Source organism: Curtobacterium sp. ABR8 (assembly GCF_057812125.1).
This window is the reverse complement of sequence record NZ_CM173818.1, coordinates 3,779,033-3,801,920: the sequence shown is the minus strand read 5'-3', so window position 1 is coordinate 3,801,920 and position 22,888 is coordinate 3,779,033. Positions and strand designations below refer to the sequence as shown.

Below are 22,888 nucleotides of genomic sequence, written 5' to 3'. Positions count from 1 at the left end.
CGAGGCCGTCCGCAGGCGCAGACGCCGTCGTGTAGACGGGGTGCATGACGAACGACGATCAGGGCCCCGACGCACAGCACCAGGTCCCCGAGGGAGTGTCCGACGCCACGGTCGAGGCACTCGGCACGCTGTCCGCCGCGGTCGAGGTCATCGAGCACGCCCGCGGCCTGCTCTACGGCTTCCACCGCATGACCGGCACCGCAGACCTGAACCTCGGCGAGGCCGTCGAGCAGCTCCGGAAGGCGGGGCACACCGAACTGGCCGACCGCATCGACACGGAGCTCGTCGGCCGCAACGTCATCGCCGGTCGCTGGACGTTCCAGGTCGTCGAGGACTACGACGACGGGTACTACGCCCTCGCCAAGGAACTCGAGCGCACCGCGCGGGACGAGCTCGTGCAGGGACGCCGCCACCTGTTCGAGGCGGGCATGAAGGAGGACCGGCGGACGGGCGGTCGACGCCACCACGAGGCGACGCCGAGCGACCTGCCGAACTGAGCACGGGCCTCCCGGCCCGCTCTCGCAGACTGACCGTCCCGGCGACCTGGCCTCAGCCGACGCCGAGCAGCGCCTCGAGCGGTCCGCGCGCGAAGTACAGCAGGAAGCCCGCGGCGACGACGTAGAGCAGCCACGAGACCTCACGGCCACGGCCGGACAGCAGCTTGATGAGCACCCAGCTGATGAAGCCGGCGCCGATTCCGTTCGCGATCGAGTAGGTCAGCGGCATGACGACGATCGTCAGGAACGCGGGCAGGGCCGAGCCGAAGTCCGACCACGAGATGTCCGCCACCTGCGCCACCATGAGCGCGCCGACGACGACGAGTCCGGCCGCGGCGACCTCGAGCGGGACGACCTGCGTGAGCGGGGTGAGGAACATCGACGCCAGGAACAGCAGGCCGGTGACGACGGAGGCCATGCCGGTGCGGGCGCCCTCGCCGATGCCGGCGGCGGAGTCGATGAAGACGGTGTTCGACGACACCGAGGCGCCACCACCGGCGATGGCGCCGACGCCCTCGACGACGAGCGCCGACTTCAGGCGGGGGAACGTGCCGTCGGGCTTCGCGACGCCGGCGGCCTTCGCGAGGCCGGTCATGGTGCCCATCGCGTCGAAGAAGTTCGTGAACACGAGGGTGAAGACGAGCATCGACGCGGCCAACGGCCCGATGCGGCTGAACGCGCCGAACAGGTCGGCGTGCCCGACGAGCGACAGGTCGGGGAACGCGAACAGGGCGCTCGGCAGGCCGGGCGCGTTGAGGTTCCACCCGGTCTTCGAGTCGACCGAGGTCGGCACCTGGAAGATCGCCTGCAGGATGATCGCGATGATCGTGGTCGCGACGATGCCGATGAGCAGCGCACCCTTGACCTTGCGGGCCATGAGCGTGCCGATGATCATCAGGCCGATCAGGAACACGATGGTCGGCAGGGCGCCGACGGAGCCGTCCTCGCCGAGCTGCAGGGGCGGGGACGCGAGCCCGGACGAGCGCACGAAGCCCGAGTCGACGAGTCCGATGAAGGCGATGAACAGGCCGATCCCGACGGTGATCGCGGCCTTCAGCTGCGCCGGGACGGCGGTGAAGATCATCGTCCGGATCCCGGTCAACGCGAGGATCACGATGATCACGCCGTTGATGACCACGAGACCCATCGCCTCCGCCCACGTGACCTGCTGCACGACGCTGACGGCCAGGAACGAGTTGATCCCGAGGCCGGCGGCGATGCCGAACGGCAGGTTCGCGATGACGCCCATCGCGATGGTCATCAGCCCGGCGACGAGTCCGGTCGCGGCGGCGACCTGTGCGTTCTCGAGCCAGCCGCCGGAGACGTCCTTGGCGGCCTGGTCGGCGCTGAACCCGCCGAGGATCAGCGGGTTGAGGATCACGATGTACGCCATCGTCACGAAGGAGACGAGTCCGCCTCGGATCTCACGCGGGATCGTGGATCCGCGCTTCGTGATGGAGAAGTATCGGTCGAGGCCGGTCGCGAAGCGGTTCCGGGGTGTGGTGTCGGTCTGCGGGGCGCTCACCACGAGAGTTTAAAGGACGCTGGGTTTCGGGCGGGTCACACGGACCTCACAGGTTGCGGCAGCCGGGAGGCCCGTCCCACGCCGGTCGTGCACCTCGCGCCGGGCGCCGGCTCGCGTTCTCCGGCCATGGCTGGTGTTGGATGGGTGGGTGACGTCACGCATGGACCGTGCCCGCGTCGAGGCCGCGGTGCGCGAACTCCTGCTCGGCATCGGCGAGGATCCCGATCGCCCCGAGCTCGAACGCACTCCCGCTCGGGTCGCCGACTCGTACGCGGAGTTCTTCTCCGGCATCGGGACGGACGCCGTCGCCATCGCCCGCGACGGCACCGTGCACGCCGAGGACGGTGAGCGCGGGCGTCTCGTCATCGTCCGCGACGTGAAGTTCCGGTCCGTCTGCGAGCACCACCTGTTGCCGTTCCTCGGGGTCGCGCACCTGGCCTACGCGCCGGGCGACCGCCTGATCGGACTCGGCACCCTCGCCCGGGTGCTCGACGCCGTTGCCTCGCGCCCGCAGCTGCAGGAACGGCTGGGCGAACAGGTCGCCGCGACGATCGCCGAGGGGCTCGGCGCCGAGGGTGTCCTCGTGGTCCTCGACGCGCAGCACCAGTGCGTGACGACGCGGGGGGAGCGCCAGACCGGTTCGACGACCGTGACGGTGGCGGCGACCGGTTCGCTGGCCGACGCCGCGGGCCGCGCCGAGGCGATCGCGCTCATCGGCGCGGGGCGTGTGACGGACACCACGCACGTGGCGAGCGACGGGGCGGACGCATGACGGGCCTCCCGGGCGTCGGAGGCGCAGCCGGACCCGGCTGGGTGGTGCCCGACCTGCGTGACCCGGTGCGCACGATCGGCCGCCGCACCATCGACTTCGACCGCCGCATCGCCGTGATGGCGATCGTGAACCGGACCCCGGACTCGTTCCACGACCGCGGCGCCACGTTCGAGCTCGACCGGGCCGTCGAGGCCGCTGTCCGGGCGGCCGAGCAGGGTGCCGACTGGGTCGACATCGGCGGCGTGAAGTTCGCCCCCGGACCGGAACTGCCCGCCGCCGACGAGGTCGACCGCGTCGTCCCCGTCGTCGAGCAGCTCGCCCAGCAGTCCGACGTCACCATCAGCGTCGACACCTTCCGCCCCGAGGTCGCCGCGGCGGCGATCGCGGCCGGCGCGAGCGTCGTCAACGACACCACCGGCCTGTCCGACCCACGGATGGCGGCCGTCGTCGCGGACTCCGAGGCCACGATCGTCATCACCCACTCGCTCGCCGAACCCCGTCGTCCGCTCGAGGCGCCGCCGCAGTACGACGACGTCACCGCGTCCGTCGTCGGGTTCCTGCGGGAGCGCGTCGACCGGGCGCTCGCCGCGGGCGTCCCCGGGTCGCGGATCGTCGTCGACCCGGGCCACGACCTCAACAAGAACACCGTCCACACCCTCGAGCTGACCCGGCGGCTGCCCGAGGTCGTGGCGCTCGGCTACCCGGTGCTCGCGGCGGTGTCGAACAAGGACTTCGTGGGGGAGTCGCTCGGGCGCCCGCGCGGCGAACGCCTGGCGGGCTCGCTCGCCGTCGCGACGGTGAGCGCGATGCTCGGTGCGCGGATCGTCCGGATGCACGACGTCGCCGAGAGCGTCGACGCGATGCGCATGGTCGAGGCGACGCTCGGCTGGCGGGCACCGGTGGAATCGAGGCACAACACGTGAACCTCCTGCCCCCGTCGATCGCGGACCTGTCCGACGACGACCTGCTCGACCTGTACACCGCGGGTGCCTCGGCGCCGTGGCTGCGGGTGAACTTCGTGGCGACGCTCGACGGGTCCGCCTCGGCTGCCGGCGTCTCGGGGTCGCTCGGCGGCCCGGACGACCTGCGCGTGTTCGACCTGCTGCGCCGGGTGGCCGACGTGGTGCTCGTCGCCGCGGGCACCGTGCGCGACGAGGGCTACGGGCCGATGGTCCTGCACGACGCCGACGTGACCTGGCGTCGGGCGCACGGCATGCCCGACCACCCGGTGTTCGCGATCGTCTCGCGGTCGCTCTCGCTCGATCCTGCTTCGCGGGTGTTCACCGAGGCACCGGTCCGGGCCGTCGTCCTGACCTCCGCTGCGGCGGCTGCGTCGGAGACCGGGGTCGCGCTCTCGTCCGTCGCCGACGTCGTGCCGTGCAGCCCCGGGGCCGATCCCGGATCGGTCGACGTGTCGCTCGTCCGCGACGCACTGGTGGCGCGGGGGCTCGGCACGATCCACTGCGAGGGTGGTCCGTCGTTCCTGGGTTCGCTCATCGCCGCGGACGCCGTCGACGAGCTGACCCTGACGATCGACCCGTCGCTCGAGGGCGGTGCCGGCCCGCGGATCGCCCGCGGCGGTTCCCCGGAGCTGCGGCGGATGCGCCCGGCGCACGTGCTCCGCGGTGCGGGTGACGTGCTGCTCACCCGGTACGTCCGGGCGGAGCCGCCCGCCCGAGTCCCGGTGCCGGTCGACCGCGTCGGCTAGGGTCGGGCGCGTGATCGACATCGTGGCGTCCGGGGTCCTCTTCGACATGGACGGGACGCTCGTCGACTCGACCGCGGTGGTCGAGTCGACCTGGACCCGGTTCGGGCAGTCGCGCGGCATCGACCCGGCCGAGATCCTCGCGTTCTCGCACGGCCGCCAGGCGATCAGCACGATCCAGCACTTCCTGCCCGACCTGGACCGCGACGAGCAGCTGCGCATCGCCGCCGAACTGGTCGCCGAGGAGAGCGCGAGCAGCGAGGGCATCTCCGAGATCCCCGGCGCCGCGGCCTTCGTCGACCGGCTCCTCGCCGCGGGGGTCCCGGTGGCGCTCGTGACGAGTGCGCCGCGCGACCTCGCCACCGGGCGGATGGCCGCCGCGGGACTGACGATGCCGACGGCGTTCGTGCCGTCCGAGGACGTCGAGCACGGCAAGCCCCACCCCGACGGGTACCTGCGCGGTGCCGCGCTGCTCGGGGTCGACGCCTCGGACTGCGTGGCGTTCGAGGACGCCCCCGCCGGCCTCGAGTCGGCCATCGCCTCGGGAGCGACCACGGTCGTCGTCGGCCCGCACGAGTCCGACGTCACGGCCGGGCTGCACCGGGTGTCGGGGTACGACGGCATCACCGTCGAGGCACAAGGGTCCGCTTTCCGCATCCGCGGCTGAGGGCTCGCTGCGTCCTGCGGGCACGCTCAGCGCTCCCCGACGACCCTCGGGTGTGCGGCCGGAACCACCGGGCCGCACGTGCGGCCGGAACCACCGGGCCGCGGAAGGAGCGACCATGGCAACCCTGGACGGCAAGAAGGTCCTCGTCATCGCGACGAACTACGGCGTGGAGCAGGACGAGATCGTCGTGCCCGTCGACCAGCTCCGCGAGCGCGGTGCGACGGTGACGGTGGCGGCGCAGGAGTCCGGTCCGATCGCGACCCTCGTCGGCGACAAGGACCCCGGGAAGTCCCTCGACCCGGACACCACCATCGCCGGTGTCAACGTGACCGGGTACGACGCACTCGTCGTCCCCGGCGGCACCATCAACGCCGACACCCTGCGGCAGGACAACTCGGCGGTCTCCCTCGTCACGGCCTTCGTCGAGGCGAACAAGCCCGTCGCGGCGATCTGCCACGGCCCATGGACGCTCATCGAGGCGGGTGTGCTGCGCGGGAAGACGATCACCTCGTTCCCGTCGTTGCAGACCGACGTCCGGAACGCGGGTGCCGAGTGGGTCGACCAGGAGGTCCAGGTCGACGGCGGCGTCATCACGTCGCGCAACCCCGACGACCTGCCGGCGTTCGTCGACGCGATCGAGAGCGCGCTCACCGCGTGAGCACCGTGCGCCGCCGCTGACGGCGCCGCCACTGATGGCGCCGCCGCTGACGGCGCCGCCACTGATGGCGCCGCCGCTGACGGCGCCGTCGTCAGTCCAGCGCGACGGGGCGGGTCGTCCGGAGCACCGCGGGTCCGAGGGTGAGCACACCGTCGGACTCGGGGTCACACCGGACCCCGCCCCGTCCGCGCATCGCCCGGAACGCCCCCGGCGCGACCTCGTGGTCCATCCACGCGCACGGGTTCGCCGGCCGGTACCCGCGGAACAGCACGGCACCGCTGCCGGGGCTCTGCAGCGAGAACGGCTCGCCCCGGAGCGCTTCGACGTCGGCACCGCGCAGGAACACGTTCCGCCGGGTCGCCACGGGGTCGACCGGCACGCCGAGTGACCGTGCGACGTCCTCGAGTCCCTCGAGCCCGATGACCGTCACCGAGGCGTGCACGTGCGCCCGCGCGGCGAAGTAGCGGTCGCCGACGATGCCGAGCCCGGCGCGGAGTTCGATGCGGTCCCGCAGCTCGTCCGGGTCGTCTGGTCGGACCGCGAGCGCGCCGTCGGCTGGCCGGCCCTCGTAGCGGTGGCGGCGTGCGACGAGCAACAGCGCGATCTCGACGTCGGTCCGGAACGGCAGGTCGACGTGCGCGGCGAGGTCGACGGAGCCGACCCGGTGGTCGGACGCGGCCACGTCGTCTCCGGAGGTCACCCGCCCAACGCTAGCCGCGCCTCCCGGTCGACGGCGGCCTTGTCGGTGGGACGCCGTCGTCTCGGTCAGACGCCGCACCCTGCGCGAGACGACGCGGCGGTGTCCGGGTTCCACAACACGCCGTGCGCGCGCCACCGAGGTTCCACAAGTGCGCGCACGGAGCGCCGACATGCCGAGATTTCGGAACCTCGAGCCGCCAGGCCCCCCGCCGCACCGTCCGATTTCCGCCAGTCGCGGTCGGTGGTGGGTGTCAGGCTGGGCCCGTGACCATCCCCGGAACCGACCAGCTGCACGCCGAGCGCTACCGTGTCGTCGCGTCGCGCGACGCACGCTTCGACGGCCAGTTCGTCACGGCCGTGCACTCCACCGGTATCTACTGCCGCCCGAGTTGCCCGGCTCGCACGCCCCGCGAGACCGGCGTCACCTTCTACCGCACGAGCGCCGCGGCGCACCTGGCCGGCTTCCGCGCCTGCAAGCGCTGCCTGCCCGAGGCGACCCCCGGCAGCCCCGAGTGGGACCTGCGCGAGGACGTCGCCGGACGCGCCATGCGCCTCGTCCTCGACGGCGTCGTCGAGCGCGACGGCGTCCCCGGGCTCGCTGCACGGGTCGGCTACTCGGAACGCCAGCTCAACCGCATCATGACGGCCGAGCTCGGCGCCGGACCGAAAGCACTCAGCCGCGCACACCGCGCCCAGACGGCACGCACGCTCCTGACGTCGTCGGACCTGCCCATCGCGGACGTCGCGTTCGCCGCCGGGTTCGCGAGCATCCGCCAGTTCAACGACACCGTCCGCGAGGTCTTCGCCGTCACCCCCTCCGAACTGCGTGCGCGCCGGACGCCACGGCCCACCCCGGACGGCGTACTGCACGTGCACCTGCCCGCGCGGCCGCCGTTCGACGCGCAGGGGCTCCTCGACTGGCACGCGCTGCACGCCCTGCCCGGCCTCGAACACGTGGACACCGACGACTCGGGGCGGGTCACCTCCTACGGGCGGTTGCTCGACCTGCCAGGAGGCCCGGGCTGGTTCAGCGCGTCGGCCGCGGCCGCGGGGACACACGGCTCCACGGCCGCCGGTCGCGGCACCGGGATCGACCTGCGGGTGCGCGTCAGCGACCTGTCCGACCTGCCCACGCTCGTCGCCCGCGTCCGCTCGTACTTCGACCTCGACGCCGACCCGGTCGCCGTCGACGCCGTGCTCGGCTCCGTGCCCGAGCTCGCCGCGGCCGTGCAGCGGGTCCCCGGACTGCGGCTGCCGGGGGCGGTCGACGCGCACGAGATCGTGTTCCGCACCCTGATCGGGCAACAGGTCTCCGTCGCCGCGGCCCGGACGGCACAGACGCGGCTCGTCGCGGCGCTCGGCGCTGCCGTGCCCGCGTCGATCATGCCGGACGGCCTGCTCTTCCCGTCCGCCGCCGTCATCGCCGTCCGCGGGCACGAGGTGCTGCGCGGTCCGGCTGCCCGCGTCGACACGATCCTGCGGGTCGCCGCGGCGCTCGCCGACGGGTCGCTCGTGGTCGACGGCGGACAGTCCCTCGACGAGCTGCGGGCCCGGCTGCTGGCGGTGAAGGGCATCGGGCCGTGGACCGCCGACTACGTGGCGCTCCGGGTCCGGCACCACCCCGACGTGTTCCTCCACAGCGACCTCGCGGTGCGCAACGGTGCACAGGAACTCGGACTGCCCGGAACGGCGCGTGAGCTCTCCCTATGGTCGGAGCAGGTGGCGCCCTGGCGGAGCTACCTGACGATGCACTGCTGGCGACCGATCATCGACCGCGCGATCGCGACGGCCGCCAGTGCACCCGCGCACGGCACCGGCCGTGCGCGCCGCGCAGACGACGACCCTCGGAAGGACGAACGATGACCGACGCAACCATCCAGACCCTGGACACCCCGGACGGGCCCTTCACCGTGCTCGAGGACGCGGAGGGCCGGGTCCTCGCCTCGGGCTGGACCGACTCCGTCGACCGGATCCTCGGGCGCCTCGCCGACCGGTACCGACCCAGTCGGATCGTCGACGGCACGGTCGCCGCCGCCGACGCCGTGGACGCCTTCTACTCGGGCGAGGTCGAGCACGCCATGCAGGTGCCGGTACGACAGTTCGGTACCGACCTGTTCACCGAGGGGTGGCGGCAGCTCCGGCGCATCCCGGCCGGCGGCACCCTGACCTACACCGAGTTCGCGGGGGCGATGGGTCGTCCGGACGCCGTGCGGGCCGCAGCGAGTGTGTGCGCGAGGAACGCGCCCGCGCTCTTCGTGCCGTGCCACCGGGTGCTGCGGTCGGACGGCACGCTCGGGGGCTTCGCGTGGGGGCTCGACGTCAAGCGGTCGTTGCTCGAACGCGAATCGGTCGGCACCACGGCGCTCGTCTGACTTGTACAAAACGCTCTAGAATGTACAGGTGAGCGAAGTGTCGATCTCCGAAGCACGTGGCCGCCTGGCGTCGATCATCGACGACGCCCGGCACGAACCCGTCTACCTGACCCGGCGCAACAAGCGCGTCGCGGCAGTGGTGGACGCGGATGTCCTGGACCGCCTGCTCGAGGCGGCGGAGGACCTCGACGACCTGATCGCGTACGACGCTGCCATCGCCGAGAACAAGCGCATCGGCGGTGAGAACGTGCAGTGGGACGATCTCAAGCGCGAGCTCGGCCTCGGATGACCTGGTCGGTCGAGGTCATCCCGTCCGCGCAACGTGTCATCCGCAAGCTCCCGCCCGAGGGTCGTCGGCGGATCGAGGGACTCCTCGCGATCCTCGCCGACCACCCGCGGCCCCCGGCAGCTCGGAAGCTCGTGAACCGACCCGGTTGGCGGGTCCGATCGGGCGACTACCGCCTGATCTACGAGATCGACGACGGCCGACTCATCGTCGTCGTCGTCGATGCCGGCCATCGCCGAGCGATCCACCGCGACCGCTGAGCGGCGTACGAGCAGGAACCGGACCGGTCGTCTCCCCCTGGTTGCGGGTGGTGACGTGGGAGCGCTCCGCTGTCATGCTCGGAGGACCGACCCGCCCGGTCCCTCCCGAGGACCCGACGCAGCGCCGTCGTACCCTCTCGGAAGGCCCCAATGGACCAGCACGTCGACCGCACGGTCGTCTCCGCCGACGGCACGGTCCTCGCCGTGTCCGACGCCGGGGCCGGTCCGGCGCTCGTGGTGGTCGGCGGCGCCTTCGACCACCACGGCACCCCCACGGTCGAGCGCCTGACCGGCGGACTGCGGGACCGGTACCGGGTCATCACGTACGACCGGCGTGGGCGCGGCGCGAGCGGCGACACGACTCCGTGGGCGATCGAGCGCGAGGTCGAGGACCTCGCGGCCGTCGTGGCGAGCACCGACGGGCCCGTCGCCGCGCTCGGGCTCTGCGTCGGCGCGGGAGTGGTCCTGCGTGGCCTCGCCGCCGGTGTCCCGCTCGGGGGTGCCGTGCTGTGGGAGCCGCCGTACCGCGCGACGGTCGACCCGCACGCCGACGACGTCGTCTTCGCCGACCTGCTCGACGAGCACGTCGCCGCCGGCCGGCGATCCCAGGCTGTCCGGGCCTTCCTCGCGCACGTCCTGGGTGTGCCGATGGGGCAGATCTCGGCGCTGCGGCTCCGGGGAGCACTCTGGCGATCCCTGGTCGTCGACGCCCACGTGCTCAGCCGCGACGTGCGGGTGCTCAACGGCCTGGTGATCCCGGAGCGGGTCGCGGCAGCGGTCGGCGTGCCGGTGCTCGTCGCCGCGGGCAGCGACGGCCACGAGTGGATGCGGCACGCGGCCCGTGCGGTCGTCGAGGCCGTGCCGGGCTCGGACTACGTCGAGGTCCCCGGGCAGGGCCACGTGCCCGACCCGGTGGCGATCGGTGTCGTGCTCGACGAGTTCACCGCGAGGGCGGTCACGCGGGGCTGAGAGGATGGCGTGGTGAACCCAGCTCGTGCTGGGGAGTCCAGCTCTCCTGCGAAGATGGTGCCGTGAACGCACCTCGTCTCGGTCTCCTGCTCGACGTCGACGGGCCCATCGCCAGCCCCGTCTCCCGCACCATCGCGATCCCGAGCATCATCGAGGACCTCGTCGCCCTCGCCGCCGAGGGCATCCCCGTCGTCTTCAACACCGGCCGGAGCGACGCCTTCATCCGGAGCGAGGTGGTCGGACCCCTGCTGGCCGGTGGTCTCGCCGAGGGCGGTCGCGTGCACGCCGTCTGCGAGAAGGGTGCCGTCTGGTGCTCGATCGGCCCGCAGTACGAGGGCGGCATGGGCGAGCTCACCGTCGCCGAGGACCTGGCGCTCCCGCGCGACTACGCCGACGAGATGCGCGAGCTCGTCCGCACCGACTACGCCGACCTGGTGTTCTTCGACGAGACGAAGCGCGCCATGGTGTCGATCGAGCAGCGGGTGGAGGTGCCGAACGCCACGTACCTGGCCCGTCAGCCGGAGTTCGACGCGAAGGCGATGGCGGCCCTCGAACGTCGCGGCCTCGGAGTGCGGCGTCTCGACGACGTCCGGCCGGACGCCGACGGCGCCGTGCAGTGGCGGATCGACCCGACGATCATCTCGACCGACGTCGAGTCCGACCGGAGCGGCAAGGACATGGGGGCCGCGCGGTCGCTCGAGCTCCTCGCGCAGGACGGCGACCTGCCGACGGCCTGGCGCACGATGGGCGACTCGCGCAGCGACTACGCGATGGCCGACTGGCTGCACGCGAACGGCCACGACGTCGCCCACGTCGACGTCCGTCCCTCGGACGGCGTGCCGGCGACGCCGTACCCGGTGCTCACCGCACCCCACGGGGTGATCCACGACGAGGCCGGAGCGCGGTTCCTGCGCGACTGGCGCCGATCCGCCTGAGCCGAGCCGGGCCTCCCGGTCGGTGGCCACCATGCGCCGGACGGACGCCACGGGTCCCCGCTGTTTGCGTGCCGGGGTGGTACACCAGTAATCTCGCGGGGTCCGCCGCCCAGCCGATGACGGGATCCACCCCATGGCAACGAAGCTCCGCATCAAGTCGATCGAGGCCTCACTGGCCGACTCCGAGGAGCAGGGCCGGTCCCTGAAACGCTCCCTGAAGACGTTCGACATCGCCGCGATGGGCATCGCCGTCGCGGTCGGTGCCGGCATCTTCTCGGTCGGTGCGAACGCCGCCGCGAACTTCGCCGGACCGGGCGTCATCATCTCGTTCCTGCTCGCCGCCGTCACCTGCGGCCTGGCGATCATGTGCTACGCCGAGTTCGCCTCGACGATCCCCGTCGCCGGCTCCGCGTACACGTTCACCTACGCCACGATGGGCGAGCTGCTCGCCTGGATCGTCGGCTGGGACCTCATCCTCGAGACCCTCACCGCCAGCGCCGTCATCGCGAAGTACTGGGGCATCTACCTCAGCACCGCGTTCGGGGTGTTCGGCGTGGACCTGCCCGACACGATCCAGCTCGGCCCGATCCCGTTCACCTGGGGTCCCGTCCTGATCGTCGGCATCTTCACCGTCCTGCTCGCCTTCGGCACCCGCCTGTCGTCGCGGGTCTCGGCGGTCATCACGATCATCAAGGTCGCCATCGTCGTGTTCGTGATCGTCGCCGGTGCGTTCTTCGTCAAGGCTGCGAACTTCACCCCCTTCATCCCGCCGGCCGAGCCGGCCAAGGGCGCCGAGGGCAGCGTCTGGACCCAGTCGCTCGTGTCCTGGTTCACCGGTGCCGAGCCCGCCCAGTACGGCGTCTTCGGGCTGCTCGCTGCGGCGTCGCTCGTGTTCTTCGCGTTCATCGGCTTCGACGTCGTCGCGACCAGCGCCGAGGAGACCGAGAACCCGCAGAAGACCCTGCCGCGCGGCATCTTCATCGGCCTGGGCATCGTGACGCTGCTGTACGTCGGCGTCAGCATCGTCATCACCGGCATGGTCTCGTACCAGCGTCTGGCCCAGGAGGACGCGCCCTCCCTGGCGTCCGCGTTCGACATCGTCGGACTGCCGTGGGCCGCCGGCATCATCGCCATCGGCTCCCTGATCGGTCTGACGACCGTCGTCATGGTCCTGCTGCTCGGTCTGTCCCGCATCGTCTTCGCGATGAGCCGCGACGGTCTGCTGCCGCGCTGGTTCTCGAAGACGAACCCGAAGACGCAGACGCCGGTCCGCGTGCAGGTCGTCGCGGGGGTCGTCGTCGCGCTGCTCGCCGGTTTCACCGCGGTCGACAAGCTCGAGGGCATGATCAACATCGGCACCCTGTCGGCCTTCGTGCTGGTGTCGATCGGCATCATCGTGCTCCGCAGGTCGCGCCCGGACGCCCCCCGTGCCTTCCGGGTGCCGTGGTCCCCGGTGATCCCGATCCTGTCGGCCGTGCTGTGCTTCTGGCTGATGCTGAACCTCGAGGTCGAGACCTGGCTGCGCTTCGTCGTCTGGCTCGTCATCGGCTTCGCGATCTACTTCGGCTACAGCCGCCGCAACAGCCGCGTCGGCAAGGGCATGCAGTAGGGGGGCCTGCGCCTCCTACGCGCCGACGACCAGCAGGACGCCGAACGTCAGCATCACGACGGCGACCAGGCCGTCGAACACCCGCCACGTCAGCGGCTTCGCGAACAGCGGCCGGAGCAGTCGCCCGCCGAACCCGAGCGCACCGAACCACAGGCAGCTCGCCGCGACGGCCCCGACGGTCCAGAGCCAGCGGTCGTCCGGACCCTGCTGGTTCGCGACGGACCCGAGGAACACCAGCGTGTCCAGGTACACGTGCGGGTTCGCCCACGTGAAGACGAGCATGGTCGCCACCGCCGTGCGCATGGTCACCGCCTGGCCGGGAGGCGCGGTGCGTGTCCGCCCCGCCGCCACCGTCCCGGACCGGGCGGGTCCACTGCCCGCGGCCGGCTCCGGCACGCCGTCGTTCGACGCCTGGTCGGCGACGCGAGTCGCGATGGTCACGTCGTCAGCCGCCTCGTCGGCCACGCGCATGGCGTCGCTCGACGGCCGCAGTGCCCGTCGTGCGGCGAGCACGCCGTAGGTCACCAGGAACGCTGCCCCGACGAACCGGACCACCAGGAGCGCCACGGGGAACCGGTCGACGACGGCCCCGACGCCGAGCACCCCCGCGACGATGAGCACGGCGTCCGACACCGCGCACACGACGACCGCCGCCGCGACCACGCGCAGGCCCGAGCTGACCGCCAACCGGAGCAGGTAGGTGTTCTGCACGCCGATCGCGACGATCAGGGCGAGTCCGGTGCCGAGGCCGGCGAGCAGGGGGAGGAGTGCGGTCACGTCGAAGACGCTAGGCCCGGCCATGCCTGTAGACCAGCTCACGTTCCTTCAGCACCGTAAGCTTCACTGCATGGTCCGGTTCCAGCGTGAGCACCTCGAGACCCTGTTGGCAGCGGTCGACCACGGCACACTCGACGCGGCTGCCCGAGCGCTGGCGATCACCCCGTCGGCGGTCTCCCAGCGGATCAAGTCGATGGAGCAGCAGGTCGGCCGGGTCCTGCTGCAGCGGACGACCCCGGTGGTGCCGACCGCCGACGGTGCGGTCGTGCTCCGACACGCACGCCAGGTGCGGTTGCTCGACGACGAGACCGCTCGGGCACTCGGTGAGACCGACGCCCACGGAACGGGGTCCGCCATGCCGTCGATCCCGCTCGCCGTCAACGCCGACTCGCTCAGCACGTGGTTCCTCGACGCCCTCGCACGCGTCCGCGCCGACACCGAGGTGGTCTTCGACCTGCACCGCGAGGACCAGGACCGCACCGCTGAACTGCTGCGCGCCGGCACGGTGATGGGCGCCGTGACCGCCGAGGCGGATCCCGTGCAGGGCTGCTCGTCGGTGCCGCTCGGCATCGACCGGTACCGAGCCGTGGCGTCGCCGGCGTTCGTCGACCGCTACCTGGCCGACGCCGACACCGAACGACGCATGCTGAGCCGTCTCGACCGGGTGCCGCTCGTCGACTACGACCGCGACGACGACCTGCAGCAGGGCTACCTCCGCCGGGTGCTCGGCCACGCGCCCGCCGGTCCACGCCACTTCGTCCCGACCTCGGCCGACTTCGCGCGGGCGGTCTCGCTCGGCTTCGGGTGGGGGATGCTGCCCGAGGCGCAGTGCCTCGATGCCCTGGCGCGGGGCGAGCTGCTCGAGCTCACGCCGACCCGCCGCGCGGACGTCGCACTGTGGTGGCAGCGGTGGAACCTGGCGTCGCCGTTGCTCGAGCGGGTGAGCGACGCCGTGCGGTCGACCGCGGCCGAGCGGCTGCATCCCGTCTCCCGGTGATGCGAGCCGTGTTTGTGCCTGTGCCCGAGACCGCGCCTGCGGCTCAGGTCTGGCAGCGTGGGCACCAGTAGGTGTCCCGCAGGGTGAGCTCCGAGTCGCCGAGGTCCCCTCGCCGGATCCGGGTGCCGCACCGCAGGCACGGCTTGCCCGCGCGTCCGTAGACCCAGAACCGACGCCCTGGGCGGTCGACGCCGGTCGTCACCCGGTGGCTGCGGTCCCGGTTCGCCAGGATGAGCCGGCTGGCCAGGGCGATCGTCCGCGCCGGGTCGTGCACCTCGGCCACCGGTCGGGTCGGCAGCACCCCGCGCAGGAAGCAGAGCTCGTTGCGGTAGACGTTGCCGAGGCCGGCGAGCACCCGCTGGTCGAGCAGCGCCAGGCCCACCGGACGCGCAGGGTCCCGGGTCAGGTTCTCGAGCGCCAGGTCGGCGTCCCAGTCGGGGCCGAGCAGGTCCGGGCCGAGGTGTCCGACGACCTCGGACTCCTGGTCGCGGGGGACCACCTCGAGCACCCCGAGCGTGAACCCGACGGTCGAGACGTCCCCGGCGTCGAGGATCGCGCGTGCCTGGTGCGCCGGACGTCGCCAGCGCTCACCGGGGGCGTAGACGTCCCACCGCCCCTCCATCTTCAGGTGCGAGTGCACGGTCAGGTCCCCGATCCGGTGGAGCAGGTGCTTGCCGCGGGGCACGACCTCGTCGACGGTGCGACCGACCAGGTCGACGGTCGCGAACGCGGGCACCCGGAGGTCGCTGCGGGTCAGGACCTTGCCCGCGAGCGCCGTGTGCAGTCGGTGCGCCGCCCGGTAGACGGTGTCGCCCTCAGGCACGGAGCCGGAGTCCCTGCGGGGTGGCGGTGAAGCCGGCTTCGCCCAGCGCGGTGCCGAGCGGGGTCCCGAGGACGAACTCGCCGTCGACGCGTTCGACCGCGAGCTTCCGCAGGCCCGTCCGCACGATGCCCGCGATCGACGCGGCCGCGACGGCGAGGTCGGCGGGGTCGTCCGTGAAGGTCAGCACCGACTTGCCGCCGCGCTCGACGTACACCGCGAGCCGCCCGTCGACGGTGGTGACGAGCGCTCCGGCCTTGCGCCCGGGCCGGTGGCCGCGGGCGCCGGTGGTGGCCGGTGTCGGGGCTGCCGGTGATGCTGATCCGGCGGTGTCGGCGGTCGTGTCGTCCGCGTCGCCGGCGGCCCGGTCCTCGGACGGCCAGGGCAGCGACGCCCCGTACGGGTTCGCGGGGTCGGTCGCCGCCAGGGTCAGTGCCTCGCGCTTCCGGTCCGGGTCAACGCGCTCGTCGTCGTCGAGGTCGCGTGCGTAGGTGCGGAGCCGGTCGATCGTCGGCCCGGTGGCGAACTGTGCGGCGCCGAGGCCCTCGATGAAGTACCCGCGGCGCGCACGCCCGGACTCCTCGAACCGCGACAGGACCCGGTACACACCGGCGAAGCCACCCCGGACGCCCTCGACCTGCACGGCGCCGCGCGTGACGACCCCGTACCGCTCGAGCAGCTGTTCGGCGGTCGCGGCGGCCCGCAGGGTCGAGTCGGACTCGGCCAGCGGGAGCAGGGACCAGCGGCCGCCGACGGACGGCGGACCGGACTGCGTCGGCATCGTCGGACGTCGGCGCCCGCGGTACGCACGGGCCCGCGGGGCACTGCTGCTCTTCGCCTTGCCACCGAGCATCGAGCGGAGCGGCGCGAACGTGTCGTTCGTGATCTGTCCGGCCCAGACGAGGTCCCACAGCGCGGTCGTCAGGGCCTGGTCGTCCGTGCTGCCGACCGACTGCCCGAGCTGGCGGAAGAAGTACGCGCCGCCGCCGGCCAGGGCACCGAGCACGTCGCGTTGCAGCTCGGTGGTCTCGTCGCCGGAGGGCTCGGCGAGCGTCGTCGACGCCGTCTCGGCCAGGTGCAGGCGCACCCACCCGTCGTTGCCGGGCAGGGTCCCGCCGCCCGACCACAGGACCTCGCCGGTGGCGGTGAGCTCGTCGAGCATGTTCGTGGAGTAGTCGGTCACCCGCGCGGGCAGCACCAGGGTCTCCCAGGCGCTCGCGGGCAGCGCGACCCCGGCGAGCTGGTCGATCACCTGCAGGACGCCGTCGACCCCGCGCAGGCCGCCGCGGGTGCCGGGGGTCTGCACGTGCTGCCAGGCCGGCAGGAACCGCGCCAGGGTGTCAGGGGACACCGGCTCGACCTCGTGCCGGAGCGCGGCGAGGGACTTCGTGCGGATCCGCCGCAGGACCTCGGCGTCGCACCACTCGGCGCCCTGACGATCCGGCCGGAACTCGCCCTCGACCACCCGACGGTCGGCCACCAGGCGGCGCAGGGTGTCCTGCACCACGGCGATCCCGAGACCGAGACGGCCGGCGGCTTCCTGTGCGGAGAACGGCCCGTGCGACCGCGCGTACCGGCCGACCAGGTCACCGAGGGGGTCGGCGACGGGTTCGACGAACGCGGTCGGTACACCGATCGGCAACGGGACCCCGAGGGCGTCACGCAGGCGCGAGGCGTCCTCGATGACGGCCCAGCGGGTGGCTCCGGCGTGCGAGAACGACAGGACGCGGCGGTCCCGTTCGAGCGCGGTGAGGATCCCCTGGACCTCGGCGTCGGCCGCCCCGCGGTCAGGAGCCCCAGCGAGCCAGCTGCGGTCGACGGCCTCGGACAGGTCGAGCGCCCCGACCAGCCGCAGCACGTCGACGAGCCCCTCGGCGTCGCGGGCGCGACGGTCCGGTGACAGTCGCTGCAGGTCCTGCTCCACCGAGGCGATGACCGCCGGGTCGAGCAGCTCCCGCAGCTCGGCGCGACCGAGCAGCTCGCCGAGCAGCGTCGAGTCGAGCGAGAGTGCCGCCGCCCGGCGTTCGGCGAGCGGGGAGTCGCCCTCGTACATGAACGCGGCCACGTACCCGAACAGGATCGAGCGGGCGAAGGGCGACGGGGTCTCGGTCTCGGTCTCGACCAGGCGGATGCGACGACCGGCGATCTCGTCGGCGATCCCGAGCAGTGCGGGCACGTCGTACACGTCCTGCAGCACCTCGCGCACGGTCTCGAGCACGATCGGGAACGACGGGTACTTCCGGGCCACCTCGAGCAGCTGCGACGCCCGCTGCCGCTGCTGCCACAGGGGGGACCGCTGCCCGGGGTTCCGCCGGGGCAGCAGCAGGGCGCGCGCCGCACACTCGCGGAACCGCGCGGCGAACAGCGCTGACCCGCCGACCTCGTCGGTGACGAGCGCTTCGAGGTCGTCGCGCTCGAACACGAACAGGTCAGCACCCGGCGGTTCGGCGTCGGTCTCGGGGATGCGCACCACGATGCCGTCGTCGGCGGCCATCGCGTCGCCGTCGATGCCGTGCCGTTCGCGCAGCCGCGCCGCGACCGCCAGGGCCCACGGTGCGTGCACCTGCATGCCGTACGGCGAGTGCAGGATGAGCCGCCAGTCGCCGAGTTCGTCGCGGAAGCGCTCGACCACGAGCGTGGTGTCGTTCGGCACGTGGCCGGTGGCCGCGCGCTGGTCGCGCAAGAAGGTCAGCAGGTTCGTGACGGCGCGCTCGTCGAGGCCACCGGCGGCGACCCGCGCGCGGGCGTCGTCGTCCGAGGAGCCCTCGACCTCGCGCACGAACGCCCCGGTCGCACGACCGAGTTCTGCGGGGCGGCCGATGCCGTCGCCCTTCCAGAACGGGACCCGGCCGGGTTGTCCGAACGCCGGGCTCACGATGACCCGGTCGTGGGTGATCTCCTCGATGCGCCAGCTCGTCGCACCGAGGGCGAAGACGTCCCCGACGCGCGACTCGTAGACCATCTCCTCGTCCAGCTCGCCGACGCGCGACGCCTTCTCGCCGACCATGAACACGCCGAACATGCCGCGGTCCGGGATCGTGCCGCCGCTCGTCACCGCGAGGCGCTGGGCGCCGGGGCGTCCGGTCAGGGTGCCGTGCACGCGGTCCCACACCAGCCGCGGGCGGAGTTCGGCGAACTCGTCGCTCGGGTACCGTCCGGTCACCAGGTCGAGCGTGGCGTCGAACGCCGAGCGGGGCAGGCCGCTGAACGGGGCACTGCGTCGGACCAGGTCGAACCAGTGCTCGACGTCGACGGTGTCGATCGCCCCGGCCGCGACCGTGTGCTGCGCCAGGACGTCGAGGGGGTTCGCCGGCACCGAGATCGACTCGATCTGCCCCGAGACCATCCGTTCCACCGTGACCGCACTGTTGACGAGGTCGGCGCGGTGCTTCGGGAAGAGCACCCCGCGGGAGATCTCGCCCACCTGGTGCCCGGCACGGCCGACGCGCTGCAGGCCGCTCGCGACCGAGGGCGGTGCCTCGACCTGGACGACGAGGTCCACCTCGCCCATGTCGATCCCGAGCTCGAGCGAGCTCGTCGCGACCACGCACCGCAGCCGACCGGACTTCAGGTCGTCCTCGATGATCGCGCGCTGGTCCTTCGACACCGAGCCGTGGTGGGCTCGGGCGAGCACGGGCACTGCAGTGTCCGAGCCGCCGCCACCGGTCTGCCCGGACGCGCCGATCACCTGCGCCGGCGGTCGCTTCGTGCCCTGGGGTGCGACCGCGTGTGCCGAGGTCCGCGCGGGTGACTGCGGGCGACCCCGCGCCACCGGCAGCCCGTCGTCGGCCGGCGAGGCCCCCGCGGGGACCAGTGCGTCTGCCACCTCGGCCGGAGCCGACGCAGCGAGGACGCGCTCTTCGTGGATCTCGTTGAGCCGCGCGGTGAGTCGCTCGGCCAGACGCCGCGAGTTCGCGAACACGATCGTCGACCGGTGCTCCTCGACGAGGTCGACCACGCGTTCTTCGACGTGCGGCCAGATGGAACCGTTCGACGGTGCGTCGGACGCGTCCGCACCGACCGGTGGAGCACCGAGCTCGGCCATGTCGTCGACCGGCACGACGACCCGCAGGTCGAAGGTCTTCTGCGCCGGCGGGGCGATGATCGTCACCGGCGCCCGACCCCCGAGGAACCGCGCGACCTCTTCCGGCGGTCGGACCGTCGCGGACAGCCCGATGCGCTGCACGGGCTTGTCGAGCAGGTCGTCGAGGCGCTCGAGCGAGACGGCCAGGTGTGCCCCGCGCTTGGTCGAGGCGACGGCGTGCACCTCGTCCACGATGACGGTGTCGACGTTGACCAGGGTCTCGCGTGCCTGCGAGGTGAGCATGAGGTACAGCGACTCGGGCGTCGTGATGAGGATGTCCGGCGGCTGGCGGAGCAGCTTCTGCCGGTCCGAGGACGGGGTGTCACCACTGCGCACCCCGACGGTGACCTCTGGTGGTTCGGTGCCGAGCCGCCGGGCCGTCTGCGTGATCCCGACGAGCGGGCTGCGCAGGTTCCGCTCGACGTCGACGCCGAGGGCCTTGAGGGGCGAGACGTACAGGACGCGCGTGCGCTGCTTGGCCGGTGGGCGGTCCGTCGCGCTGATGAGCCGGTCGATCGACCACAGGAACGAGGCCAGGGTCTTGCCGGAACCGGTCGGTGCGATGACGAGTGCGTGCTGTCCCGTCGAGATGGCGTCCCAGGCGCCCGCCTGCGCCGGGGTCGGGGCGTCGAACGCGCCCCGGAACCACTCCGCGGTCGCGGGGGAGAAGCGCTCGAAGACGTCCGTCATGGTCCGCCCATCCTGCCCGGCACCACCGACAGCAGGCCCAGTGCGGAGTACCCCTTGACAGAGCGATACGTAGCGATCTATCGTGAACACATCGCGATACGACGAAGACGAGACCCGTCAGACCGGTCGCAAGCCGACTCAGCACCAAGGAAGGACGCACCATGCGCCCCATGCACGACGACAACGACAGCAACCACCACCCGCGCGGCCCCCGGTTCGGCGGCGCGCGGCAGCACCACGGCGCCGGGTTCCCCGGCCGCGACCGCGGTGACCACGAGCACGGCGGCCGAGGCGGCCGTGGCTTCGGCCCGGGCTTCGGGCCGGGCATGGGCTTCGGCCCCGGCTTCGGTGGCTTCGGCGGACCCGGCTTCGGTCGCGAACGCCGCCGCCGCGGTGACGTCCGTCTCGCGATCCTCGGCCTGCTGGCCGAGGGGCCGCAGAACGGCTACGCCGTGATCAAGACCATCGCCGAGCGCACCGGCGGCGCGTGGAAGCCGAGCCCGGGCTCGGTCTACCCGACACTCCAGCAGCTCGTCGACGAAGACCTCGTGGTCTCGTCGGGCGACGGCCGCAAGACGCTCTTCGAGCTCACCGACGCCGGCAAGGCCGAGGCCGAGGCGAAGGCCGACGAGATCGCGGCGGCACTCGACGCGACGCCCGGGATCCCGGACGCGCAGCGCGAGTTCTTCGAGGCGCTCCGGAAGACCATGGGCGTCCTGCAGATGTACCGCACGACCGCGACGGAGGACCAGGCCAAGGCCGCCACCGCCAAGGTCGACCAGCTCCGCAAGGACCTGCTGCAGATCCTCGCCGACTGACGGACAGGAGGCCCGGTGCCAGCCCGCCCCGTGCCTCCCGTCCACATCGTGAGCAGCAATGGTCGAGTCCGCACGTCGGACCCGACCATTGCTGCTCACCAAGCGCGCCGAACCCCGCGCCCCTACGCCCCGATGAACGCGGCCACGTCCGCCAGTTCCGCTGCGGACACCGCGTGCGGCAGCCCTTCGTACGTCCGGTCCGTCACGGTGGTGTTCGCCGCCGCCCACGCCTGCGTGCGCGCGGTGGCCTCGGCCGGGATCACCGGGTCGAGGTCGCCGTGCCCGAGGAACACCCGCGGTCGGACGTCGGCGACGGCCTCGTCACGCGAGTCCGTCACCCCCGGCACGACGAACCCGGAGAGCGACACCGCGAACGCGAACACAGCCGGCCGTGCCCGCAGCAGCTGGAGCGCCATCGACCCGCCCTGCGAGAACCCGAGCAGCCCGATCCGCGGGTGGTCGGCGGCGACGGAGTCGATCCACGCGAGCACTCCGGCGGCCGCGGCGTCGACGGGCTCGGGTGCAGGGGAACCGGGTGTGCCGAGCGGGTACCAGCTGAACCCCTGCCCCCACGGCATCGGTGCCCGCAGCGACGCCATCGTCCAGGCTGCCGGCAGCGCGGGGGCGAGTCCGAGCAGGTCGTGCTCGTTCGACCCCACGCCGTGCATGGTCACGAGCAGCGGGGTCCCCGCGCGTTCCCCCACGGGACGCGTCCACTGCACCAGGTCTGCATCGATCATGTGGACAACGCTAACCGTCCCCAAGTCCCGCGCCTTCCGCCGAACTCGACGCCGTCCCTGGTAGACACGGTGCATGGCCTCGTTGCAAACCCCCGATCCCGACTCCGGCTGGCTGTCCGACGAGGAACTCGCCAACGCGCGTCGTCGACTCCCGATCTGTTACGTCGAGGCGATCCCCGTCCGTACCGACGGGCTCGGCGTCGTGACCGAGGTCGGGGTGCTCCTGCGCGTGGCCCCGAGCGGTTCGATCGTCCGCACCCTGGTGTCCGGTCGTGTGATGTTCGGCGAGTCCATCCGCACGGCGCTCTTCCGCCACCTCGAGAAGGACCTCGGACCGATGGCGTTCCCGCAGCTGCCGTCGAGCCCGACGCCGTTCACCGTGGCCGAGTACTTCCCGCTCCCCGGCGCCTCCGTCTACACCGACGAGCGTCAGCACGCGATCTCGCTGGCCTACGTCGTCCCGGTGACCGGCACGTGCGAGCCCCGGCAGGACGCCCTCGAGCTCACCTGGATGACCCCGATGGAAGCCGCGTCCGACGGCGTCGCCGACGACATGGAGGGTGGCCGCGGTGCCCTGCTGCGCGCGGGCCTCGCGTCGGTCGGCGCGCTCATGTGACGACCGACCCGGTCCTCGAACAGGCAGCACCCGGACACGACGAAGCCCCCGGATCCGATCGGATCCGGGGGCTTCGCAGCACGGTGCTGGACCGGCTTGTTACTTGGTGTCGCGGTCGTTCTTGAGGCTGTCGGCGACGCCGGAAGCGGCGTCCTTGACGTTCGTACCCGCCTGCTTGGTGTCGGCCTTGACCTGATCGGTCTTGCCCTCAGCCTTGAGGTGGTCGTTGTCCGTCGCGTTCCCGACGGCCTCCTTGACCTTGCCTGCCGCCTTCTCAGCGGCGTTCTTGATGTCTTCGATCCCAGCCATAGGCACTCCTTCCAACAGCGGACGTTTCCCCGTCAGCCGCTTGCGCGGCATCCGGTGCAGGAGAAACTACGCCCGTCGCGGTG

The 22,888-nt window shown here is 72.4% G+C and carries 23 protein-coding genes; 16 read left to right on the top strand and 7 right to left on the bottom strand.

The window, feature by feature from the left end; genetic code table 11:
• The first annotated feature begins 44 nt into the window (after positions 1-44).
• On the top strand, positions 45-497 hold the full coding sequence (locus ACXKZB_RS18175) for a hypothetical protein (protein WP_488824083.1): 453 nt from the start codon (positions 45-47) through the stop codon (positions 495-497).
• Between the two features lie 52 nt (positions 498-549).
• On the opposite strand, the gene ACXKZB_RS18170 is transcribed toward ACXKZB_RS18175, so the two are convergent.
• Positions 550-2,025 carry an NCS2 family permease gene (locus tag ACXKZB_RS18170; RefSeq protein ID WP_488824082.1) on the bottom strand — a complete coding sequence of 492 codons (1,476 nt, stop codon included), beginning with the start codon at positions 2,023-2,025 and terminating at the stop codon, positions 550-552.
• Positions 2,026-2,182: 157 nt separating this feature from the next.
• Here ACXKZB_RS18170 and folE point away from each other — a divergent pair, with 157 nt between their 5' ends.
• The 5 genes from folE to ACXKZB_RS18145 all read left to right on the top strand — a co-directional run bounded on the left by folE (position 2,183) and on the right by ACXKZB_RS18145 (position 5,824).
• On the top strand, positions 2,183-2,794 hold the full coding sequence (gene folE / locus ACXKZB_RS18165) for a GTP cyclohydrolase I (RefSeq protein ID WP_222661508.1): 612 nt from the start codon (positions 2,183-2,185) through the stop codon (positions 2,792-2,794).
• Positions 2,791-3,717 carry a dihydropteroate synthase gene (folP, locus tag ACXKZB_RS18160; protein WP_488824081.1) on the top strand — a complete coding sequence of 309 codons (927 nt, stop codon included), beginning with the start codon at positions 2,791-2,793 and terminating at the stop codon, positions 3,715-3,717. Before folE ends, folP begins: the two co-directional genes overlap by 4 nt.
• On the top strand, positions 3,714-4,502 hold the full coding sequence (locus ACXKZB_RS18155; RefSeq protein WP_488824080.1) for a pyrimidine reductase family protein: 789 nt from the start codon (positions 3,714-3,716) through the stop codon (positions 4,500-4,502). Before folP ends, ACXKZB_RS18155 begins: the two co-directional genes overlap by 4 nt.
• Positions 4,503-4,512: 10 nt before the next feature.
• Positions 4,513-5,166 (top strand): HAD-IA family hydrolase, encoded by a 654-nt coding sequence (locus ACXKZB_RS18150; RefSeq protein WP_488824079.1) that lies wholly within the window; start codon positions 4,513-4,515, stop codon positions 5,164-5,166.
• Positions 5,167-5,281: 115 nt separating this feature from the next.
• Positions 5,282-5,824, top strand: coding sequence for a type 1 glutamine amidotransferase domain-containing protein (locus ACXKZB_RS18145; RefSeq protein WP_488824078.1), 543 nt, complete (start codon positions 5,282-5,284; stop codon positions 5,822-5,824).
• A 91-nt stretch (positions 5,825-5,915) separates the two neighbouring features.
• Here the strand turns inward: ACXKZB_RS18145 and ACXKZB_RS18140 are convergent, their stop codons facing one another.
• Positions 5,916-6,452, bottom strand: coding sequence for a molybdenum cofactor biosysynthesis protein (locus tag ACXKZB_RS18140; RefSeq protein ID WP_488825933.1), 537 nt, complete (start codon positions 6,450-6,452; stop codon positions 5,916-5,918).
• 341 nt (positions 6,453-6,793) lie between these two features.
• On the opposite strand from ACXKZB_RS18140, the gene ACXKZB_RS18135 reads away from it, so the two are divergent.
• The 7 genes from ACXKZB_RS18135 (at position 6,794) to ACXKZB_RS18105 (ending at position 12,954) form a co-directional block, all read left to right on the top strand.
• Positions 6,794-8,386, top strand: coding sequence for a DNA-3-methyladenine glycosylase 2 family protein (locus ACXKZB_RS18135; RefSeq protein WP_488825931.1), 1,593 nt, complete (start codon positions 6,794-6,796; stop codon positions 8,384-8,386).
• A complete protein-coding gene (locus ACXKZB_RS18130) occupies positions 8,383-8,895 on the top strand; it encodes a methylated-DNA--[protein]-cysteine S-methyltransferase (protein ID WP_488824077.1) in 513 nt (170 codons plus the stop codon). Before ACXKZB_RS18135 ends, ACXKZB_RS18130 begins: the two co-directional genes overlap by 4 nt.
• A gap of 28 nt (positions 8,896-8,923) precedes the next feature.
• Entirely contained in the window at positions 8,924-9,184 is a 261-nt protein-coding gene (locus tag ACXKZB_RS18125; protein WP_261783983.1) for a type II toxin-antitoxin system Phd/YefM family antitoxin, read from the top strand.
• Positions 9,181-9,441, top strand: a complete 261-nt coding sequence (locus tag ACXKZB_RS18120) for a type II toxin-antitoxin system RelE family toxin (RefSeq protein WP_488824076.1) — start codon at positions 9,181-9,183, stop codon at positions 9,439-9,441. Before ACXKZB_RS18125 ends, ACXKZB_RS18120 begins: the two co-directional genes overlap by 4 nt.
• Before the next feature lie 150 nt (positions 9,442-9,591).
• Positions 9,592-10,410 (top strand): alpha/beta fold hydrolase, encoded by an 819-nt coding sequence (locus ACXKZB_RS18115; protein ID WP_488824075.1) that lies wholly within the window; start codon positions 9,592-9,594, stop codon positions 10,408-10,410.
• Between the two features lie 62 nt (positions 10,411-10,472).
• A complete protein-coding gene (locus tag ACXKZB_RS18110; RefSeq protein WP_488824074.1) occupies positions 10,473-11,345 on the top strand; it encodes an HAD family hydrolase in 873 nt (290 codons plus the stop codon).
• 133 nt (positions 11,346-11,478) lie between these two features.
• Positions 11,479-12,954 carry an amino acid permease gene (locus ACXKZB_RS18105; protein ID WP_488824073.1) on the top strand — a complete coding sequence of 492 codons (1,476 nt, stop codon included), beginning with the start codon at positions 11,479-11,481 and terminating at the stop codon, positions 12,952-12,954.
• Between the two features lie 15 nt (positions 12,955-12,969).
• Here ACXKZB_RS18105 and ACXKZB_RS18100 read toward each other — a convergent pair whose 3' ends face one another.
• Positions 12,970-13,731: a LysE/ArgO family amino acid transporter gene (locus ACXKZB_RS18100; RefSeq protein ID WP_488824072.1), complete on the bottom strand. Its 762-nt coding sequence runs from the start codon at positions 13,729-13,731 to the stop codon at positions 12,970-12,972.
• Positions 13,732-13,801: 70 nt separating this feature from the next.
• Between ACXKZB_RS18100 and ACXKZB_RS18095 the strand changes: the two genes are divergently transcribed.
• Positions 13,802-14,728, top strand: coding sequence for a LysR family transcriptional regulator ArgP (locus ACXKZB_RS18095; protein WP_488824071.1), 927 nt, complete (start codon positions 13,802-13,804; stop codon positions 14,726-14,728).
• A 43-nt stretch (positions 14,729-14,771) separates the two neighbouring features.
• On the opposite strand, the gene ACXKZB_RS18090 is transcribed toward ACXKZB_RS18095, so the two are convergent.
• Together ACXKZB_RS18090 and ACXKZB_RS18085 are read right to left on the bottom strand one after the other, a co-directional pair.
• Positions 14,772-15,551, bottom strand: coding sequence for an Fpg/Nei family DNA glycosylase (locus tag ACXKZB_RS18090; protein WP_488824070.1), 780 nt, complete (start codon positions 15,549-15,551; stop codon positions 14,772-14,774).
• Positions 15,544-20,322 (bottom strand): Lhr family ATP-dependent helicase, encoded by a 4,779-nt coding sequence (locus ACXKZB_RS18085; RefSeq protein ID WP_488824069.1) that lies wholly within the window; start codon positions 20,320-20,322, stop codon positions 15,544-15,546. Before ACXKZB_RS18085 ends, ACXKZB_RS18090 begins: the two co-directional genes overlap by 8 nt.
• A 161-nt stretch (positions 20,323-20,483) precedes the next feature.
• On the opposite strand from ACXKZB_RS18085, the gene ACXKZB_RS18080 reads away from it, so the two are divergent.
• The gene (locus ACXKZB_RS18080) at positions 20,484-21,140 is read left to right on the top strand and encodes a PadR family transcriptional regulator (RefSeq protein WP_488824068.1); all 657 of its coding nucleotides are present in this window, start codon (positions 20,484-20,486) and stop codon (positions 21,138-21,140) included.
• A 122-nt stretch (positions 21,141-21,262) separates the two neighbouring features.
• Here the strand turns inward: ACXKZB_RS18080 and ACXKZB_RS18075 are convergent, their stop codons facing one another.
• Positions 21,263-21,880 carry an alpha/beta hydrolase gene (locus ACXKZB_RS18075; RefSeq protein ID WP_488824067.1) on the bottom strand — a complete coding sequence of 206 codons (618 nt, stop codon included), beginning with the start codon at positions 21,878-21,880 and terminating at the stop codon, positions 21,263-21,265.
• 73 nt (positions 21,881-21,953) lie between these two features.
• Between ACXKZB_RS18075 and ACXKZB_RS18070 the strand changes: the two genes are divergently transcribed.
• Positions 21,954-22,496: an NUDIX hydrolase family protein gene (locus tag ACXKZB_RS18070; RefSeq protein ID WP_111083509.1), complete on the top strand. Its 543-nt coding sequence runs from the start codon at positions 21,954-21,956 to the stop codon at positions 22,494-22,496.
• A gap of 99 nt (positions 22,497-22,595) precedes the next feature.
• Here ACXKZB_RS18070 and ACXKZB_RS18065 read toward each other — a convergent pair whose 3' ends face one another.
• Positions 22,596-22,805 carry a CsbD family protein gene (locus ACXKZB_RS18065; RefSeq protein ID WP_123311664.1) on the bottom strand — a complete coding sequence of 70 codons (210 nt, stop codon included), beginning with the start codon at positions 22,803-22,805 and terminating at the stop codon, positions 22,596-22,598.
• Positions 22,806-22,888: the final 83 nt, after the last annotated feature.

Excerpts from the sequence above, each read along its gene's own strand:
- ACXKZB_RS18175 (WP_488824083.1), top strand. The coding sequence starts at position 45 with ATGACGAACGACGATCAGGGCCCCGACGCACAGCACCAGGTCCCCGAG.
- folE (WP_222661508.1), top strand. The coding sequence starts at position 2,183 with ATGGACCGTGCCCGCGTCGAGGCCGCGGTGCGCGAACTCCTGCTCGGC.
- folP (WP_488824081.1), top strand. The coding sequence starts at position 2,791 with ATGACGGGCCTCCCGGGCGTCGGAGGCGCAGCCGGACCCGGCTGGGTG.
- ACXKZB_RS18145 (WP_488824078.1), top strand. The coding sequence starts at position 5,282 with ATGGCAACCCTGGACGGCAAGAAGGTCCTCGTCATCGCGACGAACTAC.
- ACXKZB_RS18130 (WP_488824077.1), top strand. The coding sequence starts at position 8,383 with ATGACCGACGCAACCATCCAGACCCTGGACACCCCGGACGGGCCCTTC.
- ACXKZB_RS18120 (WP_488824076.1), top strand. The coding sequence starts at position 9,181 with ATGACCTGGTCGGTCGAGGTCATCCCGTCCGCGCAACGTGTCATCCGC.
- ACXKZB_RS18115 (WP_488824075.1), top strand. The coding sequence starts at position 9,592 with ATGGACCAGCACGTCGACCGCACGGTCGTCTCCGCCGACGGCACGGTC.
- ACXKZB_RS18105 (WP_488824073.1), top strand. The coding sequence starts at position 11,479 with ATGGCAACGAAGCTCCGCATCAAGTCGATCGAGGCCTCACTGGCCGAC.
- ACXKZB_RS18095 (WP_488824071.1), top strand. The coding sequence starts at position 13,802 with ATGGTCCGGTTCCAGCGTGAGCACCTCGAGACCCTGTTGGCAGCGGTC.
- ACXKZB_RS18085 (WP_488824069.1), bottom strand. The coding sequence starts at position 20,322 with ATGACGGACGTCTTCGAGCGCTTCTCCCCCGCGACCGCGGAGTGGTTC.
- ACXKZB_RS18080 (WP_488824068.1), top strand. The coding sequence starts at position 20,484 with ATGCGCCCCATGCACGACGACAACGACAGCAACCACCACCCGCGCGGC.
- ACXKZB_RS18075 (WP_488824067.1), bottom strand. The coding sequence starts at position 21,880 with ATGATCGATGCAGACCTGGTGCAGTGGACGCGTCCCGTGGGGGAACGC.
- ACXKZB_RS18070 (WP_111083509.1), top strand. The coding sequence starts at position 21,954 with ATGGCCTCGTTGCAAACCCCCGATCCCGACTCCGGCTGGCTGTCCGAC.
- ACXKZB_RS18065 (WP_123311664.1), bottom strand. The coding sequence starts at position 22,805 with ATGGCTGGGATCGAAGACATCAAGAACGCCGCTGAGAAGGCGGCAGGC.